This is a genomic window from Phyllobacterium brassicacearum, from assembly GCF_003010955.1.
Classification (GTDB): Bacteria; Pseudomonadota; Alphaproteobacteria; order Rhizobiales; family Rhizobiaceae; genus Phyllobacterium; species Phyllobacterium brassicacearum.
The window spans coordinates 46,766-66,609 of the sequence record NZ_PGGO01000003.1 but is presented as its reverse complement, the minus strand read 5'-3'; the positions used below and the strand labels follow the sequence as shown (position 1 = coordinate 66,609).

17 protein-coding genes are annotated in these 19,844 nt (G+C 58.0%); 10 read left to right on the top strand and 7 right to left on the bottom strand.

Annotated elements, in window-relative coordinates; translation table 11 throughout:
- Nucleotides 1-53 precede the first annotated feature (53 nt).
- From CU102_RS05495 to CU102_RS05480, 4 genes are all read left to right on the top strand, one after another.
- The gene (locus CU102_RS05495) at nt 54-1,229 is read left to right on the top strand and encodes an ABC transporter permease (protein WP_106710309.1); all 1,176 of its coding nucleotides are present in this window, start codon (nt 54-56) and stop codon (nt 1,227-1,229) included.
- Between the two features lie 11 nt (nt 1,230-1,240).
- The gene (locus CU102_RS05490) at nt 1,241-2,107 is read left to right on the top strand and encodes an ABC transporter ATP-binding protein (RefSeq protein ID WP_106710036.1); all 867 of its coding nucleotides are present in this window, start codon (nt 1,241-1,243) and stop codon (nt 2,105-2,107) included.
- Between the two features lie 11 nt (nt 2,108-2,118).
- Nucleotides 2,119-3,111, top strand: a complete 993-nt coding sequence (locus CU102_RS05485; protein WP_106710035.1) for an MlaD family protein — start codon at nt 2,119-2,121, stop codon at nt 3,109-3,111.
- A gap of 76 nt (nt 3,112-3,187) precedes the next feature.
- On the top strand, nt 3,188-3,763 hold the full coding sequence (locus tag CU102_RS05480) for an ABC-type transport auxiliary lipoprotein family protein (RefSeq protein WP_208113792.1): 576 nt from the start codon (nt 3,188-3,190) through the stop codon (nt 3,761-3,763).
- Nucleotides 3,764-3,874: 111 nt separating this feature from the next.
- On the opposite strand, the gene CU102_RS05475 is transcribed toward CU102_RS05480, so the two are convergent.
- Nucleotides 3,875-8,932, bottom strand: a complete 5,058-nt coding sequence (locus CU102_RS05475; protein WP_106710034.1) for an apolipoprotein A-IV repeat region-like domain-containing protein — start codon at nt 8,930-8,932, stop codon at nt 3,875-3,877.
- Nucleotides 8,933-9,234: 302 nt separating this feature from the next.
- Here CU102_RS05475 and CU102_RS05470 point away from each other — a divergent pair, with 302 nt between their 5' ends.
- From CU102_RS05470 to CU102_RS05460, 3 genes are all read left to right on the top strand, one after another.
- The gene (locus tag CU102_RS05470; protein ID WP_245425214.1) at nt 9,235-9,609 is read left to right on the top strand and encodes an Hpt domain-containing protein; all 375 of its coding nucleotides are present in this window, start codon (nt 9,235-9,237) and stop codon (nt 9,607-9,609) included.
- Nucleotides 9,610-9,726: 117 nt separating this feature from the next.
- Complete coding sequence (locus CU102_RS05465; RefSeq protein WP_106710033.1) at nt 9,727-10,047, top strand: 2Fe-2S iron-sulfur cluster-binding protein; 321 nt, start codon at nt 9,727-9,729, stop codon at nt 10,045-10,047.
- Between the two features lie 234 nt (nt 10,048-10,281).
- Nucleotides 10,282-11,307, top strand: coding sequence for an NAD(P)/FAD-dependent oxidoreductase (locus CU102_RS05460; RefSeq protein ID WP_106710032.1), 1,026 nt, complete (start codon nt 10,282-10,284; stop codon nt 11,305-11,307).
- Here the strand turns inward: CU102_RS05460 and CU102_RS05455 are convergent.
- Nucleotides 11,304-11,921, bottom strand: a complete 618-nt coding sequence (locus CU102_RS05455; RefSeq protein ID WP_106710031.1) for a DUF922 domain-containing Zn-dependent protease — start codon at nt 11,919-11,921, stop codon at nt 11,304-11,306. The genes CU102_RS05460 and CU102_RS05455 overlap by 4 nt on opposite strands.
- Nucleotides 11,922-12,050: 129 nt before the next feature.
- Between CU102_RS05455 and folP the strand changes: the two genes are divergently transcribed.
- Nucleotides 12,051-12,890, top strand: a complete 840-nt coding sequence (gene folP, locus CU102_RS05450; RefSeq protein ID WP_106710030.1) for a dihydropteroate synthase — start codon at nt 12,051-12,053, stop codon at nt 12,888-12,890.
- Between the two features lie 8 nt (nt 12,891-12,898).
- Entirely contained in the window at nt 12,899-13,408 is a 510-nt protein-coding gene (gene folK, locus CU102_RS05445; protein ID WP_106710029.1) for a 2-amino-4-hydroxy-6-hydroxymethyldihydropteridine diphosphokinase, read from the top strand.
- Between the two features lie 2 nt (nt 13,409-13,410).
- Here the strand turns inward: folK and CU102_RS05440 are convergent, their stop codons facing one another.
- The 4 genes from CU102_RS05440 to CU102_RS05425 all read right to left on the bottom strand — a co-directional run bounded on the left by CU102_RS05440 (nt 13,411) and on the right by CU102_RS05425 (nt 17,492).
- Nucleotides 13,411-13,947, bottom strand: a complete 537-nt coding sequence (locus tag CU102_RS05440; RefSeq protein WP_106710028.1) for a hypothetical protein — start codon at nt 13,945-13,947, stop codon at nt 13,411-13,413.
- A 135-nt stretch (nt 13,948-14,082) separates the two neighbouring features.
- Nucleotides 14,083-15,153: a YcjF family protein gene (locus CU102_RS05435; RefSeq protein ID WP_106710027.1), complete on the bottom strand. Its 1,071-nt coding sequence runs from the start codon at nt 15,151-15,153 to the stop codon at nt 14,083-14,085.
- Complete coding sequence (locus CU102_RS05430) at nt 15,150-16,628, bottom strand: YcjX family GTP-binding protein (RefSeq protein WP_106710306.1); 1,479 nt, start codon at nt 16,626-16,628, stop codon at nt 15,150-15,152. Before CU102_RS05430 ends, CU102_RS05435 begins: the two co-directional genes overlap by 4 nt.
- Nucleotides 16,629-16,976: 348 nt before the next feature.
- Entirely contained in the window at nt 16,977-17,492 is a 516-nt protein-coding gene (locus CU102_RS05425) for a SixA phosphatase family protein (RefSeq protein ID WP_106710026.1), read from the bottom strand.
- A 383-nt stretch (nt 17,493-17,875) separates the two neighbouring features.
- Between CU102_RS05425 and dksA the strand changes: the two genes are divergently transcribed.
- Entirely contained in the window at nt 17,876-18,292 is a 417-nt protein-coding gene (gene dksA / locus CU102_RS05420; RefSeq protein WP_027231664.1) for an RNA polymerase-binding protein DksA, read from the top strand.
- A gap of 70 nt (nt 18,293-18,362) precedes the next feature.
- On the opposite strand, the gene CU102_RS05415 is transcribed toward dksA, so the two are convergent.
- A complete protein-coding gene (locus tag CU102_RS05415) occupies nt 18,363-19,475 on the bottom strand; it encodes a flagellar biosynthetic protein FliO (protein WP_106710025.1) in 1,113 nt (370 codons plus the stop codon).
- Between the last annotated feature and the right edge of the window lie 369 nt (nt 19,476-19,844).

The following is a 19,844-nucleotide window of genomic DNA, read 5'->3' as shown; positions in this document are numbered from 1 at the left end:
TACGCCTTAATTGTTCAAGTGACATCAGCAAAGAGACTCGATATGTGTGTGTGATGTTGACCGATAGAGCAAACAATTCAAGTGCTTCTACCGCCGCACATCCCCACGTTGAATTCGACAAGGATGGCGATCGGGCGACGATCAGGCTATCTGGCGCGTGGACCACTCGCAATGTCCGTCGCGTCGACGACAGAATGCGCGAAATCAGTCACGCCAACGGCTTCTCGAGCGCTGTAATTGACCTCTCGGGCGTTCAAATGCTCGATACTGCTGGAACATGGCTGGTTGAGCGCCTGCGAACCGCACTTTTGCAGGCTGGTAAAGAGGTCAAGATTGAGGGACAGTCCGCGAGCTGGGGCGCCCTCTTCGATGCCGTGAGCGAAGCGGCGGCTGCGCCCTCGGACGTTGCCCCAGTCGAACACCCGTCGATGCTGATTCGATTCCTCGAGACGATAGGCAAAACCGTCTACGCTTTCGGCGGCGACTTCATGAAATCCATGCATATCCTCGGCGCAACCGTGCGTGGCGCCCAGATGAAGGGCAGCGGCAGAAGCGGCATCAGGCCCGCAGCCATTGTGCACCAGATCGACAGCATGGGCATCGGCGCGGTTCCGGTGGTCGTTCTGATGTCGACCATCATTGGCGCGATCATCGCGCAACAGGGGGCGTTCCAGCTTCGCTACTTTGGTGCAGAGATTTTCGTCGTCGACCTCGTCGGGATCCTGGTGTTGCGGGAAATTGGCGTGCTGCTCACGGCCATCATGATCGCCGGCCGCTCCGGAAGTGCCATCACGGCGGAAATCGGTTCGATGAAGATGCGCGAGGAGACCGACGCGCTCACCGTCATTGGCCTCAACCCGGTGGGCGTCCTGGTTTTTCCGCGTCTTGTGGCTCTGGTCATTTCCCTGCCGTTGTTGACAATCATCGCCGATTTCGCGGCGCTTGCCGGGGCAATGGTTATCACATGGGCTTATTCGGGAATTACACCCGATGCGTTCATTCAGCGGTTACGCGATGCCATCGACCTCTCGAGCTATCTCGCTGGCCTGATCAAGGCGCCGTTCATGGCGATGATCATTGGCATCATGGCTTCGGTCGAAGGCATGAAGGTCGGCGGCAGCGCTGAATCGCTAGGCCAGCGCGTCACCGCGTCGGTGGTCAAGTCGATCTTCGTCGTTATCGTGGTCGATGGTATTTTTGCCGTCTTCTACGCATCGATCAACTTTTGAGCGCCAGGAATATGTCTCCAACAGCAAGCAGACAGAACGGCGAACAGGACGCAAGGGAGGTCATCCTTTCCGTCGAAGATGTCAGTGTTTCCTTCGGCCGGGCCAAGATCCTCGATTCTCTCTCTCTCGACGTCTACCGCGGCGAGATTCTTGGCTTTGTCGGTGCATCCGGCACAGGTAAGTCCGTGCTTATGCGGGCGATTTTGGGCCTGAACCAGAAGCAGAGCGGCAAGATCACCATCTTCGGGCATGATCTCGATCGCGCCTCGGAACAGGAAAGACTGGGCGTCGACATGCGCATAGGCGTGCTGTTCCAACAGGGTGCGCTGTTTTCGTCGCTGACTGTGCTGGAGAACATCCAGGTACCGATGCGTGAATATCTCGATATTCCGGAACGGCTGATGGATGAACTTGCACGTCTGAAAATCGAGTTGGTCGGCTTGAAGCCCGACACGGCGGAAAAATATCCGTCGGAACTCTCAGGCGGCATGATCAAGCGCGCTGCGCTGGCCCGTGCCTTGTCGCTCGATCCAGAGATCGTCTTTCTTGATGAACCAACATCGGGTCTTGACCCGATTGGAGCTGCAGAATTCGACGAACTCATCGCGAATTTGCGCGATACGATGGGATTGACCGTCTATATGGTGACCCACGATCTCGACAGCCTGTTCGCGGTTTGCGACCGAATCGCGGTATTGGGTAAGAAGAAGGTTCTCGTCGAAGGAACCATCGAGGATATGCTGGCGTTTGACGACCCGTGGGTTCAGGAATATTTCCGCGGCAAGCGCGCTCGCCAGATTGTTAACAACAGTATCGTTAGGCGGCGATCGGGGGGCGATCGAGCTGCGCCAAACTCCGTTGTGGAGCAAGAGGGTTAGTAGAGCAGGCAATGGAAACCAAAGCCAACTATGTTCTGGTCGGTATTTTCACGCTGGTGATCTGTGCGCTCGCTTTCGGATTCGTCTATTGGATTGCGCGTTACGGCGACCGAAGTGAAACAGCGACCCTCGAAATACGCATTCTTGGTTCGGTAACGGGCCTCTCGGAAGGCAGCCAGGTTCTGTTCAACGGTATTAAGGTCGGCAGTGTACGGCGGCTGTTTATCGATGCCAACAATCCCGATGCGGTGATTGCCCAGACGGAAGTCAACGCCACGACGCCGATCACGCGTTCAACGCAGGCGACCTTGGGCTTTGCTGGCCTGACCGGACAGGCCTTCATCGAACTCAAGGGCGGCAAGCTCAACGAACCGAATTTGCTCGAGGAAGCGGCGAAGGACGACCAGGTCGCCCGCATGGACGCCGACCCGTCCGTGGTGAACAACCTTTTGCAGAAGGCGCAGACCATCCTTGAGCGCGTGGATGGCGCGGTAGGCACAATCGAGAGCTTCATCACGGAAGTGAAGGGGCCGCTGGTCGACACAGTCAACAACACGAAGAAATTTACAGACGCCCTTGCGAGCAATTCGGAGGTTATCGACAAATTTAGCCAGAGCGCCGAGGACGTACAGGCAGTTGTCCAGGAAGCGCGTGAGATGATGACGAATCTCAATTCCGCATCGACACGGGTCGACGGTGTTTTGGCCAAACTGGATAAACAGCTCTCGGATCAGGATGGCAGCGTCGTGCGTGAAGCACGCGATACACTCAAATCCTATCGCGCGATGGCGGACAACCTGAATGCCAGGCTTGGTCCCATCACCGACAACATCAACCGATTCTCCGGACAGGGTCTACGCGACGTACAAGCGCTCGTCACCGAGAGCCGCCAGTCGGTCCAACGCATCGAGCGTGCCATATCGGATCTTGAAAAGAACCCGCAGCGTGTGATTTTCGGTGGGGGCGGCAGTGTTCCGGAATATGACGGCCGCACACGCCGTTGACTTTGGCCGATTCGCAACGCATGAAGATCAAGAGATCGTTGTGCTTCGCGGGGACAGGGGATTGGTAAGCTCGAGAATGACAGTTGCCGCTCTGCTGATGGCTTTGTCCGTTTCAGCCTGCGCCAGCTCCAAGAAGCTTGATACGTTCGACCTTACCAGTGCTTCGCCCGCCGTGACCTCGCCGAGGAAGCAGGGACGACAAATTCTCATTGCAGCTCCCTCCGCGCTCAAGGCGCTCGATGGCGAAAATGTTGTTGTCAGGTCAGGGCCAAATTCGATTTCCTACCTGAAGGGTGCTCAGTGGGCGGATCGCCTGCCGAATATTGTGCAGTCGCGTCTGGTCCAGGCGTTTGAGAGCACCCACCGTCTTGGCGGTGTCGGCCGCCCGGGCGATGGCCTTGCCATCGACTATCAGGTCATCAGTGAAATTCGGACCTTTGACATCGACGCTTCAGCCGGGGAAACGGCAGTCGTTGAAATTGCCGTCAAAGTTCTGAACGACAAGAACGGGACCGTCCGCTCGTCGCGTGTGTTCCGTTCCACCTCTCCTGTCGGTGGGGGCGCTGGTAACGCGTCCTATATTGCCGCCCTCGACCGCGCATTCGACAATACGACAAGCGACATCGTCACTTGGACGCTCTCGGTTATCTAGAGCCACTTGCACCAACATTATCGCAAGAGGCTCCGAGCCATCATCCTGAACGTCATTCTAAAAAAAACGCGGCTCAGAGGCCGCGTTTTTTTATGTCGTTATCGGCTGGATCTAGCGCAGTCGGTTACTCGCGTGCGCAAGCATCGTATAGACCTTGCCGGTGTCAGACGTAAGATAGTTCTGCGTCATGACATTGTCGCGGTCATTGCGCGTTACGTCTTCGAGCAGGCGTTCGAAATCATCCATGTAACGGTCGACGGCGCGGCGGAATTCGCTGTCCGCTTGATACTTGCGCTTGATCTCGTCAAATGTCTGCTGGCCCTTGAGCGTATAGAGGCGTCGGGTGAACACATTGCGCTCACCAGCTCGGTAACGCTGCCAAAGCTCGACCGAAGCCTCATGATCGATGGCACGGGTGATGTCGATCGACAATGAGTTGAGGGATTCGACAACCTGACCTGGCGAACGTCCGCCTGCTTCAGGCGTCTTTGCCTTTGGCTCGGCCTGAGCCTCGTCGCTCGATGCGCGGCGAAGCAGATCCGATACCCAGCCATTGCCGGCTGGGCGCGCTTGTGCCGCGTTGCCACGCACGTCGAGGCTGCCGCGAATTGCCGGAGCTGCTGCTGGTGCGGCCGGCGCAGTTGTCTGCGGCTGCGGAGAAGCGACTGGCTCGGAACGCTGTGGCTGGGCTGCGACAGCAACCGATGCACGGGCCGACGCGCGTGCGGCACGTCCTTCGCCAACGTCGGTCAGTCGTCCGGACTTCTGAACGATTTCAGATAGTTCCTTCAGGGCATTGATTTGCTCGGCGACGGCCTTGCGCATTTGTGCGGTCGACTGTTTCGCCTCTTCCGGCATGTCCATGACACCACGCTTCAATTCGGAACGTGTTTCCTCGAGTTCCGCGCGGATCGCGGCAGAGGAACGGCGGATTTCGTCGGTCGCATTGGCGAACTTCTGCGAGGCCTGTTCAACAACTTCCGAGATCGAGTTGCGGATCTGTTCGGTGGTCTGCGATGCGCGGCCTTCGGCACGATCGAATGCCGAGGAGACCAGCGACTCGAACGAACGCATGGTTTTTTCGATGTTTTCGGATTTGGCGACCAAGCCGTCTGCCAGCTTCTTCAATGCTTCCTGACGCTCATCGAAGGTCGAAGCAAGATTCGTCTGCGAAGCTCCGATGAGTTCAGACGCCGAATTCAACATGCTGCCATGGTCTTCGAAGCGCTTGGCGATGGCGGCAATGTCGGTCAGCGTCGAGTTTGACAGTTGCGACAGCTTGCCCAGATTGCCATCGATGAGGCGCGTCGAGGTCTGGAACGATTCTGCGGCCTTGGTCGCATTTTCGGCGAAGGTCGTCGTTGTATCCAGAAGCCGCCCGTCAATGTCACCAAGGTTCTTCGTTGCCATGTCAATGAGTTCGCCCAGCTTCGCGTTGGAAGCGGAGAGCCGGTCGATCAGATTGCTGACATCGTCGGTGAGACCTGCTTTCGCGGCCTGGACAGCAGTAATGGTCTCTGCCGTGCGGCTGGCGATCGCATTGATAAGCGCGGCGTTTTCGACACGCAGACGTTCGGTGGCGGCTGTCGTGGCTTCAACGAGCTGCGAGGCAAGCGTGCGGCCATTATCGGCAAGGCTGTCGACCAGCGGCTGTGCTGTATTGTCGAGGATGCCGATGATCTCCTGCGAACGGGCCGAGAGAACTTCATTGAGCTCACGGGTGCTTTCGGCAAGTTTGGACGCCGTTGAATCGGTCGCCGCCGAGAAGCGTGCTTCAAGCGCTTCCAGATTGGCCGCGGCTTCGCGGGCGCGCTCACCAAGACGCTTCTCGGTTTGCGCCAGACTCTCGTTCATGCGCTGGCTGAACGCCTCGCCATGACCGTCCAGCGCTTCGCCGGCCTTCTGTGCTTCTCCGGTGAGCGAAGAAGCGGCCTCGGAGATCTTGTCGCGCAGGCTGCGTGCGACCACCGAAGCGCTCTGCTCCAGCGATTTGCGTACATTATCGACGCCGATTGCCAGGGCATTCTGCATCGTCGTCGTACGCTCGTCGATGGTACCGCCGTGGTTTTCAAAGGCTTTCGCCAGCACTTCGGCGCTGTCCTGGAGGACAGCCTGAAGTGCAACAGTACGGTCGCTGATTGCGCTGGCCCGGTTGTCCAGCGTCTGGTCAAGCGCGGTAGTACCCTGTTCCATGGCTGCCTTGATACCAGCGATCCGCTCGTCGAGCTGGCTGGCATGGGTATTGAGCGTATCGCCGATGCGGGTGTGGCTTTCGGAAAGCGTCGCTCGGATGGTAGCGGCGCGCTCGTCGATAGCGCCGATATGCGAGCCAAGCGTCTCACTGATCTGGCTGTTGCTTCCGTCAAGCAGCGAGCGAATATCCGAAGCACGCTCCTCGAGAGCACCGATGTGAGAGGCAAGTGTCTCGCCAATCTTGTTGTTGTTGTCGTCGAGCACCGACCGGATGCCCGAAGCGCGTTCTTCGAGCGCAATGATGTGCGAGGCAAGCGTCTCGCCAATCTTGTTGTTGCTGGTGTCGAGCACCGAGCGGATGCCCGATGTACGCTGCTCGATATGGTCAGCATGCCGGACGAGGGTCTCGTCAATGCGGGCATGGGTATTGTCCAGCGCCGACTGGATCCCCGCTGACCGCTCATCAATCGCCGAGGCATGTGAAGCAAGCGTCCGGCTGATCCGGTCATCGCTGTTCGTCAGAGCCTGTTCGATACCGGCTGTACGATCCTCGATGGCACTGGCGTGGGATGCAAGGACATCGCTGATACGGGCATCGCTGCTGGTAAGCGCCGATTCGATACGATTGGTGCGATCGTCAACGGATTCGATAAATCCGCCGAGTGTGTCATCGATGCGGGCACCACTGTTGAGCAGCGTCGACTGGATTTCAGCATTGCGGGCGTCGATGGCCTGCGTATGGGCGGAAAGCGTCTCGCCAAGCTTGATATCGCTGCTCGAAAGCGCCACGTGGATTTCCTGATTGCGCTCGTCGAGGCTCTTGGCGTGCTGATCCAGTGTCTGCGCAATCTTCGCGTGCGTGTCGACGAATGCGGCGCGCATGCCCGATGTGCGGTCATCCATGATTTTGGCATGGGCATCGAGCGTCTGGCCAATTCTCGCGTCATTGGCATGGATCGCCGTCTCGATCTGGCCGCTGCGGGCATCGATCGTGCGAACATGTTCATCAAGCGTCTGACGGATCTTGGCGTCGGTGTCGGAGAAGGCTGCATGCATGCCGGAGGTGCGGTCTTCGATTGCCCTCGCGTGCTGCTCGAGTGTCGCACCGATGCGTGCATCATTGTCATCGAGCGCCGCGCGCAAGCCTGCCGCCCTATCGTCAAGGGACGAGGTGTGCCCGGCGACGATCTGGCCGATGGCTGATGTGCTGCTTTCAAGCAGGCCTTTCAGGTTGGACGTATGATCGCCAAACTGTCCGGCGTGGTGGCTGATGATCGAAGCGGCCCGTTCGGTCTCGCCCGACAGCGTTGCAGCCAATGCTTCGCGGTTTTCTGCCAGTTTGTCGGCAAAGGCCGCTGCGTTGGTCGAGAGCAGGCTTCCGACGGATTCCGACAGGCTCGAGAGATCATTGCCGATCTTCGCCTTGGTCTCATCGACGATGCCATCGATCGAAGCGCGGCCATCGGTGAAGGTCTTGGCGATGTCGCGGGTGCGCTCGATCAACTGCTCGTTGATCTGGCGTGCACGGGCTTCAAGCGCCGAATTGAGGCGCTCTGTACTGGTGTCGAGCGATTGAGCACGGGTCTCAAATTCAGCGAGAAGTGAACGTCCGCGCTCGTTGATTGTTGTGTCCAGCCCTGCAAGCCGCGTGTCAAATTCGCCGACGAGGGTCTGCGTGGCGTTGCCAAGCAGCGACAGCATGCTGTTGGTACGGCCATCCAGTGTGTCGGCCAGTTTCATGGTTACGGCATCGGTCTGTTCAGACAGTGCTGCGATGCGCATTTCCAGAAGGTTTGCAAAGGCTTCGCCGGAAGTGCTGATCTTGTGCGAGATATCGTCAGAACGCGATGTGATCGACTCGGAAATCGCCTGGCCGCTCTGCGTGAGGCGGTCGATAAGTGTCTCGCCAGACTGGCTGATGGACATGGTGAGGTTGGTCGAGGCGTTGGAGAGATTCTCGCGCAGCGATTCACCGGCCTGCGACAGCTCATCCTTCAACTGTTCGTGGGCGCTCGAGATCGAGGCGCGGACGCGCTCCGCATGGCCGATAACCGATTCGCGCTCACCGCCAAGCCGGTCGACAAGTGTGCGGATGCGGAATTCGTTGTCCGTGTAAACGCGCTCGAGCTGATTGACTTCGGTCTGAACCAGCGTCTCAAGCTCGACGGCGCGGGCGAGGGTGCGTTCGACGCCTTCGCTCATGGCGGCCACTTCGCGGCGCACTGCTTGTCCGAGTGAGGCGACGCGATCGGATGACAGCATTTCCGGCTCGGAAAGACGCATGGCTGCTTCAGCCATGGAACGCGCGGCATATTGCATTTCCTGGGCGCGCCGAACCATCAGCGCAAAGGCCCAGAACAGCATGATCGGTACGATGATGGCGATGGCCAGACCGATGGCATATGGCGCCGCGGCGAAGTCCGAGAACGAGCGAATCGACTGTAGTGAAGAGCCGTACAGCGCATTGCCGAGTGCAAAGACACCGCCAGCCCAAAGGAGGCTGACAATTGCAGTGACGAGGTTGTAAGACTTGGGAGCTTGCACCGTCGTAGCCGGGCGCACGGTGGTAGTAGTTTGCAGCAAATCGTCGTTTGCGGGCTTGAAGGTCTGTGTTGGTATGGCCGGGGCCCGTGGCGGTGCGGGCGGCGCAGCCGGAATGGGGTTCGCAGCCTTAATTTGTGCCTTGGGCGCAGGAAGCGGTACTGGGGGCTCCACTGGGGCAGGCGCTTTGATTTCGGCGGTTTTCACCGGCTCCGGATCAGCAGGCTGGTTTTGCTTTTCCGCTGCAAGCTCTTGAGCTGCCTGCGATATCTGCGCTTCCAGATCAGTGAAGGACAAGAAGTCGTCATCGATAGGCGACAAATCCATATCCATCCCAAGCGTCGACTCGTCGAAATCAATTTCGAGAGCCTTTTCAAGAGCTTGGCCAAGTTCGTCCTCGGCCTTCACTGCTTTGCTTTTCGGGGCTGTGGCCATGTTTACCTCACAATATTGGGCGGTGACCACATGTGAAGCCCACCGCACCATACTCTTTACGCCGCTAGTGTATCGTACTGGCACATGGCTTGGAAAGAAACAATGGATTCGGGAAATGCTTAAAAGTTTAAACACAAGGTTAATTTTTTGAGGTCGAACGAAATTTCACCTCAACATCAAAATTTACCGATCGTTCACCATAAGTACCCGTTTTTGCACCCTGCTTGCCTCGCTTTAACCTTGAATCAGCGGCATTTGAATAAATTCGTTAGTTCATTTGTAAAAGCGTTCAGGAGCATACCATGGCATTGCCACAACAAGTCTCGATGGCCTTCGCACTACCTGGAGGCGAAAAATCGACGCCCTCCCGCAACCGGCCAATCGATCTCGTTCATCTGACGCGTGAGACGTTTGGCAATAGAGCCCTCGAAATCGAAATCCTCAACCTGTTCTCCCGCCAAATCTGTGGCATCGTCGATCGTCTGGCCCATGCCAATCCGGACGATCGCGTGCGCCTTGCCAAGTCACTGAAAGGTTCTGCGCGCGCTATCGGCGCGTTTCGCGTTGCAGAGATGGCTGAGGCGGTCGAGCAGGCGCCGTCCGACTTGAGAAAGATCAAGGACCTGCGCCCGGTCATCGACGATACGCGGGATTATATTGCGGCCATCACGCGGTAACGGCCTGCTTCCTGCCGGAATGCAGCTTGGACGGTAACGGATGCGTCAGGGATGACAATTGACTTCCCTGTCCAAATCCCTATGTCAGCGTTAACTTTCCTGCTTGGGGCATTTTTTATGGCAAAGATCACGTTTGTCACTTTCGATGGCGCGCGTATTGAGGCGAACGCAGAAAACGGCTCGACCGTGATGGAAAATGCTATCCGCAATGCCGTGCCGGGCATCGATGCTGAGTGTGGTGGTGCTTGTGCGTGCGCCACATGCCATGTCTATGTCGACGAAGATTGGACCTCCGTGGCCGGCGATCCGGAAGCGATGGAAGAGGACATGCTGGATTTTGCCTATGATGTTCGCCCGAACTCGCGGCTGTCCTGCCAGATTCGCGTCTCGGACGATCTGGATGGCCTGATCGTACATGTTCCAGAGCGGCAGGCCTAGGGTCCCGATCCTAAGGATCTCGCCTGATTTTTTCTCATCCACCGATTAGAAAAACCGCTATACTGAAGCTTTTGCAGCACCGGCGACCTGCATTCTCTTGACCTTGTCGAGTGCAGTGTTTACGCGCTGTTCAGCCCGTGCGTCCTTTGAGCGTTGTGTGATGCTCTGATGTACCAGCCATTATCCCTTTATTCTCTGCACGGCATGCAGAACGTTCTGGCATGAGGAATTTCGATGAGTGAGATTATCAAAACCGATGTTGTGATCATTGGCGCCGGGCCTGTCGGCCTGTTTGCGGTGTTTGAACTTGGCCTCTACGATCTCAAATGCCATCTCATCGATATCCTGGATCGCCCTGGTGGCCAATGTGCCGAGCTCTATCCGGAAAAGCCGATCTACGACATCCCGGCATGGCCCATCATCAGCGGGCATGATCTCACCGAGAAGTTGATGGAGCAGATCAAGCCGTTCTCGCCGCAGTTTCATTTCAACCGGATGGTCACCAAGCTGGAGCGTCAGGCTGACGGATCATTCCACGTTGAAACCGACGAGGCTGAGGTCTTTGAAGCGAAAGTCGTCGTGATCGCCGCTGGCGGCGGCTCGTTCCAGCCAAAACGTCCGCCGGTTCCAGGCATCGAAGCCTACGAGGGCAAAAGCGTGTTCTATTCCGTGCGACGCATGGAAGAGTTCCGCAATGAGGATGTGCTGATTGTCGGCGGCGGCGATTCCGCGCTGGATTGGGCGCTGAACCTGCAGCCGATCGCGCGCAGCCTTACGGTCGTGCATCGCCGCGCAGAGTTTCGTGCCGCGCCAGACAGCGTCAAGAAGATGTTCGAGCTTGTCGAGAGCGGCAGTGTCCGCTTCGAGCTCGGCCAGGTCTCGGGACTGAAGGGCGACAACGGTCAGCTGTCGCATGCAACGATCAAGGGCAATGAAGGCGAGATCGATATTCCAGTCACGCGCATGCTGCCTTTCTTCGGCTTGACGATGAAGCTCGGGCCTATTGCCGATTGGGAGCTCAATCTCAACGAAAACCTCATTCCGGTTAACGTCGAGACATTCGAGACATCGGAGCCTGGTATCTTCGCAATCGGCGATATCAACTGGTACCCGGGCAAGTTGAAGCTCATCCTCTCGGGTTTCCACGAAGCCGCCTTGATGACCCAGGCGGCAAAACGCATCGTGAACCCGGGCGAGCGCGTGGTGTTCCAGTACACCACATCCTCCACAAGCCTCCAGAAGAAGCTTGGTGTCAATTAGGGATTCTTTCCAAATTCGCGGATAATGCGATAGGTCAGGAGCCGTCCAAAACGGTCATCGAAATTGATCGCTTCGACCTTGTCGAACTGAACTTGCGCGATGTCGTGCTCAATCATCAACTTCGCCGTCAGAGCATCGATGTCGGCCTTCATCGCTGCGCAATCCTTGCGCCAGGGCAGTGCCCTTATACGGCGCTCCATTTCGCCGGCCGCTGTGCGGGCTATCGAGATATGGCTTTCTTCATGCCGCTTGATGTCCGCCGACAGCGTGTCCCAAACCACAGCAAGATCCGGATTCGCTGTGCGTCGCTGTTTCCAGCGAGGCAGGTAAATCTGGGCGTGGACAGTGATGTCGGCGTCGACGACACGGCAGCTTTTGCCGTCTGAGCCGTATTTGATCCTGTTTACAAAGCGCATCTTCGTCATGCCGGGATGACGCTGTCCCGTCCGTTGCAGCAGGGGACCGCGGCGATAGAGTTCGCGGTCGAGATCTGCTGCGGTACGCCCGTTCAATGTAAAGTATTCGTATTTTCTCAATACGGTTGCTGCGTTGGCGGCAGACGCGGCAACCAGAAAAAGAGTGGCGAACGCTACAGCCCTGGCAAGAATACGCATATGAATTTTCCTTTCAGCCAAGTCTGCCTGATCCTGACACTATCGTCAAAAACATTGCGGATGAATTGACGTCGCGCGCGAACTGATAAAAAACAGGACTGCAAATTTCGAAGATCGAGGAGCGCTCCAATGCAACGGGAATGGAAGCTGGCACATGGCCGGTCTCTGACTTTGGGGGATCGGGCGCTCATCATGGGCGTGCTCAATGTCACGCCTGACTCCTTTTCAGATGGTGGAGTACATTACTCGCTCGATCATGCGTTGGCAGGTGCACGGCAAATGATCGCGGAAGGTGCATCGATCATCGATGTCGGTGGCGAGTCGACCCGTCCCGGCGCGACACGGGTCGAACCGGCCGTCGAGCAATCCCGCGTTCTGCCGGTGATCGAAGCGCTGGTGAAAGAGACCGATATCATCATCTCCGTCGATACGTACCGCGAGGAGACAGCCCGCCTTGCGGTGGCAGCAGGGGCCCACATCGTCAACGACGTCTGGGGTGTACAGCGCGAACCGGCCATTGCCGGTCTTGCCGTGGAGACCGGTGCGGGCCTTGTCATCATGCATACTGGCCGTGAACGTGAACGCGATCCGGATGTGATCGTCGATCAATTCGCATTTCTCAATCGTTCGCTGGAAATCGCCAAGCTTGCCGGCGTCTCTCGCGATCAGATTGTACTTGATCCTGGCTTCGGCTTTGCCAAGGACACGGCAGAGAATATTTCGCTGATGGATCGGTTCGCCGAGCTTTCGGCGTTTGGCTACCCCTTCCTCGTTGGCACGTCCCGCAAACGGTTCCTTGGCGCGACGTCGGGCGGCGAAGCTGAGCAGCGGGATGTTGCGACATCAGCTTCGTCGGCGATTTTGAGGCTGGCCGGGGCGGATATTTTCCGGGTGCACGATGTCGCAATGAACCGCAGCGCACTCGCCCTGGCGGATGCCGTCCTGAACGCACGCAGGCAGCGCAGTTGAGCGCTTTGATGCACAAGGCATGGCTTGGGCTCGGCGGCAACGTTGGCGATCCGGTGGCTTCGATGGGGAAGGCTCTCCGTGCCTTGCACAGACGGAGTGATACGCGTGTTCGGGCCGTGTCGGCTGTGTACAAGACCCCACCTTGGGGCAAGACCGATCAGGCCTGGTTTCACAATGCCTGCGCCGAGGTCGAAACTTTGCTCGCACCGGAAGCCCTGCTTGCCACCTGTCTTGACATCGAAAAACGCATGAAGCGTCAGCGCATCGAGCGTTGGGGCCCACGTATCATCGACATCGATGTCCTTGCCTATGAGGGCGAAGAAACGTTTGGGAGTCCGACATTGGTGCTGCCGCATCCGCGCATGACCGAACGGGCTTTCGTCATGGTCCCGCTTTCCGATATAGCGCCGCAACTGGCCGTCAGCGGCAGGTCGGTTGCTGAATGGTCGAGGCTCTGCGACAGGAGCGGCATAGAAAAAGCCCGAAGTGATGCGGGCTGGTGGCGTCAAACTCCATAAGACTAATTTTTCGCGATGCTGCCGACGGCGGTTGCATCGACCCTCTTCAACGACATGCCGACGACGGGGATCATTTGATCCTCGAGACGTACGGAAATCGTGACGTTCATGCTGTTCGCGCCGGTGAATTTTGCCTGCATCGCACCGCTGAGTTGCTTGCGGCTGATGGCAAGGACGACCCGGTCGCCTGAAACATTGCCCCCGGTAATGTCGAGGCCCTTGCCGGCGGAGCCGTCAAGGAAGCTGCCCTTGTAGCTGTTGCCTGCGCGGACGACCGTCGCCTTCATCGGTTGGTTGAAGATACCGACGCGGCAGCTGCCATCCAGTGTCATGCCGGCCTTCTCTGCGGGCGTCGTGCCATCGAGCGTACAGGTGAATTTGGTGCCCTTGTACTTGCCGGCAACGATCTCACCCGGGCCAACCCATTGGCCCTCGATTGTCTGGAAAAATTCCGCGTCCTTGTCCTTGGCGTGCGCCGGCAACGCAAAAAGCGCGCATGCGAACAGGGAGAGGGTAGCGGCTGCTGCGCTTCTTTTCATCGACAGGACTCAACACAAATCATTGGAATGGGCACGTAGGGCAATCATCGTTCGGAATGGTTAACGGATAGTTGTCAGTGACACAAAACTTGCTCTGGATGAAATTGCAACCCCGCGAGACCAACTAAAAGCGATTCATTCCTTTTTGACGCCTCCTATGCGCCCCAGATCTCCGATGAAATCGCCGATCCCCGGGCGTTTTTCCGCGTCGAACGGGAATGGGCGCACCATATCCATCGCGGAAATTCCGATGCGCGCCGTCATCAGCCCATTGATAACGCCTTCACCGAGCCGCGCTGACAATTTCGCGGCAAGGCCGTGGCCGACCAGCTGCTGGATGATGCTGTCGCCCATGGCCACGGTTCCGGTGACGGCAAGGTGCGCGATGACATTGCGGGTCAATCTCAGAAAGCCGAGCGTTCCCGGCCTGCCGCCATAGAGCTCGGAAAGCCGCCGGATGAGACGCGCAGATTCAAACACCACGTAGCCGATGTCCACCAGTGCACGCGGACTGACGGCGGTCACGATGGATACGCGTTTTGAAGCGGCCAGAATCATGTCACGCGCCTGGCGGTCAAGCGGACGCAACAGTTCGGTCTCGCTGAGTCGGATCAGATCGCGCCCATCAATCACATCATCGCGCAGATCATGCAGGAGGGCGCGGCCTTTGGCAGTAGCGGGCAGCGTTTCAGCGATGGCGACGAGTTTGCCGACGGCCACCTTGGCGGTGCGGGCGTCATTGGTGATCGCCGCCTTGGCCGCCTCGTCGCGCAGATTCTGTACGGAGGCGAGGCGGCGCAAAGCGAGACCCTCCCTTATGACAATGGCAACCAGCGCGAAGAACGCCAGGATCGTGACGCCCAGCGCCAGCCAGCCGAGCCACGGGGCGCGTTCGAACAGTGTGCGGATGAGGTTGTCGGCCCAAAGCCCCAAAGCCAGCGAAAGCAGAATGCCAAGCGCGCCCGTTAGCAGTGACGCAAAGGAAAAACGCCGTTTCTGCGCAAGCGCCGGAGGCGGGGTCAGCGCGTCGAGTTCGTCGGCTGCGGCCGGGTCGAGGTCAAAGACGTCGATTGCCGCCGGTGTTATGACGGCGGCGTCCTTGATCGCGGCGGGGCGACGGGATTGTGGTGAGGCGCTGCCGGTTTTATGCGCTGCCGGCTGCGGCGTCTCCAGGCGAAAGGCAGCTGGTTTGCGGGGTTCCGTCATGCGAGGCGATCTCCAATGAGGAATTGTAGCGCACGATCGAGCCTTATATGCGGCAGCGACAGCGTGAAACCCTCGGCCGTCTTCTCCAGCCGGGGCGGCCGGAAGCGGACAAAGCGGATTGCCGGATCCTCAGACACCGATTCCGCCTGTTCAAAGATTGAATCCGGTTTCTCCGGTAAGTCACCGGGAAATATGGCGGTTTCGGTCCTGCCGTCGAACCTCTCGCCATTGATTGTTTCGCCCTTGAGCGGCGTTCCGACGATGACGGGTAGTGTCTCTTTGCTCTGGGTAACCGTCGCCTCTCGGGTGGTGCGGACGGCGGCCATTGCCAGTACATCGACGCTTGCGCCGGAAAAATCGGCGCGGCCAATGGCTCGATCGACCAGGCGGCGGACGATGGCCTGCAACCTGTCGTGGCTTTCGTGATGGAGATGATCAGCTTTCGTGGCGGCGACAAGGATGCGGCTGATGCGGCGCTGGACAAGGCCCGTCAGGAAATTGGTGTTGCCAGGACGAAAGCAGGAAAGAATCTCAGTCAGGGCCCGTTCAAGATCGGCAACGGCTGCGGGCCCGGCGTTCATCGCCTGCATGGCATCGACGAGGACGATCTGCCGGTCGAGCCGGGCGATATGTTCGCGGAAGAACGGTTTCACCACATGGGTCTTGTAAGCCTCGTAACGCCGTTCCATCATCGCGGCGAGCGAGCCGGGCCGACTCTTGCCAGGATTGGGCCTGCCTGTCCCAAGGCCCGGCAATGGGGCAAAGGTCAGCGCAGGCGAGCCTTCCAGGTCACCGGGCATCAGGAACCGGCCAGGCGGCAGTGTCGACAGCGCACGCTCGTCGGCCTTGCCGGCCTTGAGGTAGTCGGTGAAGCTCCTGGCCAGCCGCTGTGCAGTCATCTCGTCGGCAGGTGCATCCGCATCGGCACTTTCCGCTACCTGTCGCCAGTCCACCGCAACGTCTCGGTGGCTTGCGAGTTGCGCCAGTTCGAACGAATCCTTGGAAAACTCCGAATAGGATTTGCCGAGCAGTGGCAGGTCGAGCAGCCACTCGCCGGGATAATCGACAATATCGACCGAAAGCTTGCCGCCAGAAAACATGCGGTTCCACAACGAAGCGGATTCGTATTCGATCGTCAGGCGCAGCTCGGAAATGGCCCGGGTAGAATCCGGCCAGACACGTTCATCGATCAGCGCTTTCAAATGGTCTTCGTACTGGAAGCGCGGGACTGCATCGTCTGGCTGCTCTTCAAGATAGGCGCGGGCAATGCGCCCGGATTTTTGCGCCTCGAACATGGGAAGTCGACCGCCATGAATGAGGTTGTGCACGAATGCCGTGATGAAAACTGTTTTTCCGGCGCGGGAGAGACCGGTAACGCCGAGCCGCAGCGAGGGAGAAACCAGTGCACTTGTCCTGTCTGCCAGGGTGTCGAGTGCGATTTTCGCTTCGTCGGTGAGTGTCGTCAGTGTTCCCAATCTAGAGCCTCGGGCGATGATATTGGTGCGGTTCTGTTTCTCGGATGGCGAGACAATCCACGCGGAAGGTGGCGAGGCCGATGTGGTTCCATCGGACGACGCTACCTGACAAAGTGGGTGTCCGCCAGCCGGAAACCCGAAGGGCCGGGTGAATTTGGCCCAAATTCTTCGGGCTTTGGCTTCGTCCGATGCAAACACATCGACCTCGCCAAACCCCTGACCTTGAACCAAATTCACTACGGCAGAACGCATCAATATCATCTCCCGAGGCTCTGCCGTCCTGTGGCAATAATTCATTGGCTCAGCCCATTTGGGGGGCTCGTGTCACGATGGCAAGTAATTGGCTTGTCAATGATGTGCGGACGGAGTGAAGAACGCCTGCAACTCACCTGTGCCCGGGCGGACCTCGGCAAGCGGGGCGTCAAATCGGATGACGGCAAGTCCCGCCGTCGGGAATCCGGATTCGAAGTCGGGGTGTGATGGTGGTTGGCCACGCCCGGCGAGAGCGATGGCCAGTTCCTCCATCATGGGATTGTGGCCGACCAGCATGACGGAATTTGCCGTTTCATGCTCGAGTCCGGCCATGCGTATCGCCATGAGATAGGCGTCGGGGCCGCCCGAAAAGAGCTTCTCGGACTGGTCGAGAACGAACGGAGGCTCAAGTTCGAGATATTCGAGGGTCTGGCGCGCCCGTATCGCGGTTGAGCAAACGACGATCTCCGGTTTTAGACCAGATCGCCTCAGTTCCTGTCCGAGAATCCTGGCGGCTTCGATGCCGGCCGTATCCAGCGTCCGGTCGAAGTCCTTTTGGCCAGGAGAAGGCCAGACTGCTTTAGCATGGCGGAGCAAATAGACCTGGCTCATCTGTCAACTCCACTGAGTCCGGTTCCTAGATAAGGTGTCATGCTTCATGAAAAGACACAAATAGTCGATAAATCTCTGCGGCGTCTGTGACAATAATCAAATTATTGTGCAAAACCTCCTTGCGAAAATTCTGTGCGGGGTGCGTTTTTGCGAGGCAGCTACAACTGGTAGTAGTGCATTGGAACTACAAAACACCAAAAATTGGCCGCGATTCCTCATCTTTCGGTTCAGAAAATCGGGAAATGTTGCAGGATTTGCCATTAATTTGAGCAAATTCCGGGGGTCTCTTTCTTTGATTTACATGTCTTTTTGTAGTTGTGTGGCCCTTTGACACGACCTATATAGGCCTCCTCGCGTCTCATAAGGTGCAGGGTGATTCAAAGATGAATGAACTTATCGATCTTGACTATAAGCCCACGGATGACGAGCCCTTCATGAGTGATCGGCAGAAATCCTATTTTCGTGAAAAACTGATCAACTGGAAAAACGACATTCTGCGGGAAGCGCGTGAAACGCTTGAAATCCTGCAGCAGGAAAACGCGAACCTGCCGGATATCGCAGATCGCGCATCTTCTGAAACCGACCGCGCTATCGAGTTGCGCGCTCGTGACCGCCAGCGCAAGCTGATCTCCAAGATTGATGCTGCGTTGCAACGTATCGATGACGGGACTTATGGGTTCTGTGAAGAGACGGGCGATCCGATCAGCCTCAAGCGTTTGGACGCGCGTCCCATCGCGACATTGTCAATCGAAGCTCAGGAACGTCACGAACGGCGCGAGAAAGTTTATCGCGACGACTGAGCTGACAGCAGCGACTAAAGAAAAGGCCCGGTTTTCCGGGCCTTTTCCATTTCCACCACGTCGGTTACGATCAGCGTTTGTCCGGATTGGAAAGATCGCCCAGCAAGCGCTCCATCTCGTCTTCAATGCTGTCGGCCTTCTTGGGTTTGTCGCCATTGCCGGGCGCGATATGGAGTTCTCCCTCGGGATTGCTTTCAAAGGCATCCTGGAAATCCATGTCGCCCAGCGAGACTTCCGGTTCTGCTGTATCGGGGAGACCCAGAATGTCGAGGGTCGGTTCCTTTGATGTCGGCGATCCTTCGTTGCGCACAGCAAAAGGAAAAGCGGCAGCGGTTGTCGTCCGCACTTCTACAGGTGTCTCCCGGGCAGGCGGTGGTATGTAGGCCGGCGGTTCATTTCGCCGCGGCGTGCCGAATGATGGGGATGCCGTGCGCTGCCAGCCATTGCCGTTGTCTTGGACCGGAACAGCTGCCGCAGCAGCCTCGACCGCCGACACTACTGTGGCGGACGAGGGGGCGACCACGGAGGGGCCCGCAGGAATTGCGGCTGCTGTCGCTTGTGTAATTGCCTCAGGAACTGGTGCTGGTGCCTGGGCATGCTTTGGAGGTTCGGCGAGGCGCAGATCTCTGGGCGGTGCGACTGGATGCGGCTGCGTTGAGCGTAACGGGATTTGCGGCGCTGGAGCGGCCGGTGCTGGACGTTCCGCAGGAGTCTGAGTGGCAGGCGTTGCGCGCGGCGCCGGCGCGACTGGTGGTGTTACCCGCTCCGCCGCCGCCGGTGCTGTCTGCTGAGCGCGGGGCGCTTCCGCCACGCCATTGGCGGGTCTTGGCTCTTGCTCGACTGTAGTCACAGGGGCAGCAGGTTCGACGCGCGAAGGTTGCTTGGCGAATTGGCGGATGTTTTGCTCGATGACCACGTCGCTCGGTCCGCCGATGAGGATGAGATGTTCGACATCGTCGCGTCGGACCAGCACGAGTCGTCGGCGGTTATCGACCGCTGCCGCGTCCGTGACCGAAAGACGTACCTGCCTGTTGCGGCCGCCGGCAACGAAGGTTCCGCCGGTTACGCGCCGCAGGACTGCGAAGACGATCAGGAGCAGCGCAATCACGAGAAGGAACAGAAGAATAAAACCCACGATGGGGGCAGCGGTGTCGCCAACAAGTGTGGCCAGCCAAGCGTTCATAACGAACTCTCCTTTGCGGTCTCCGGGCCCAAAGCTTGTTCCCCGACACGGGCTTCGGAGGCATTACTTTGCGTGACACTAATGGAACGAATTTGACATTAGAGTTCCACTTTGCTGCTACGCGCGTGTTCAAATGTCAAATTCAAAGTTCCACTGGGATCATATAGTTACGAATGATCTTGCGATTTTGACATTCGTATACGGGCTTTGCAACAACGGTATACGAATGTCAAAACCGGACCATGCATGCGAGCGAATGTTAGCGGCAACCCTGATGACGGAATGGCAATCAATCACATGCGGAACTCCCGAAATTGACCAATTGTCGAACGGAATGGTGGAATACCCGGTGCCAGATAAAGGATGGGG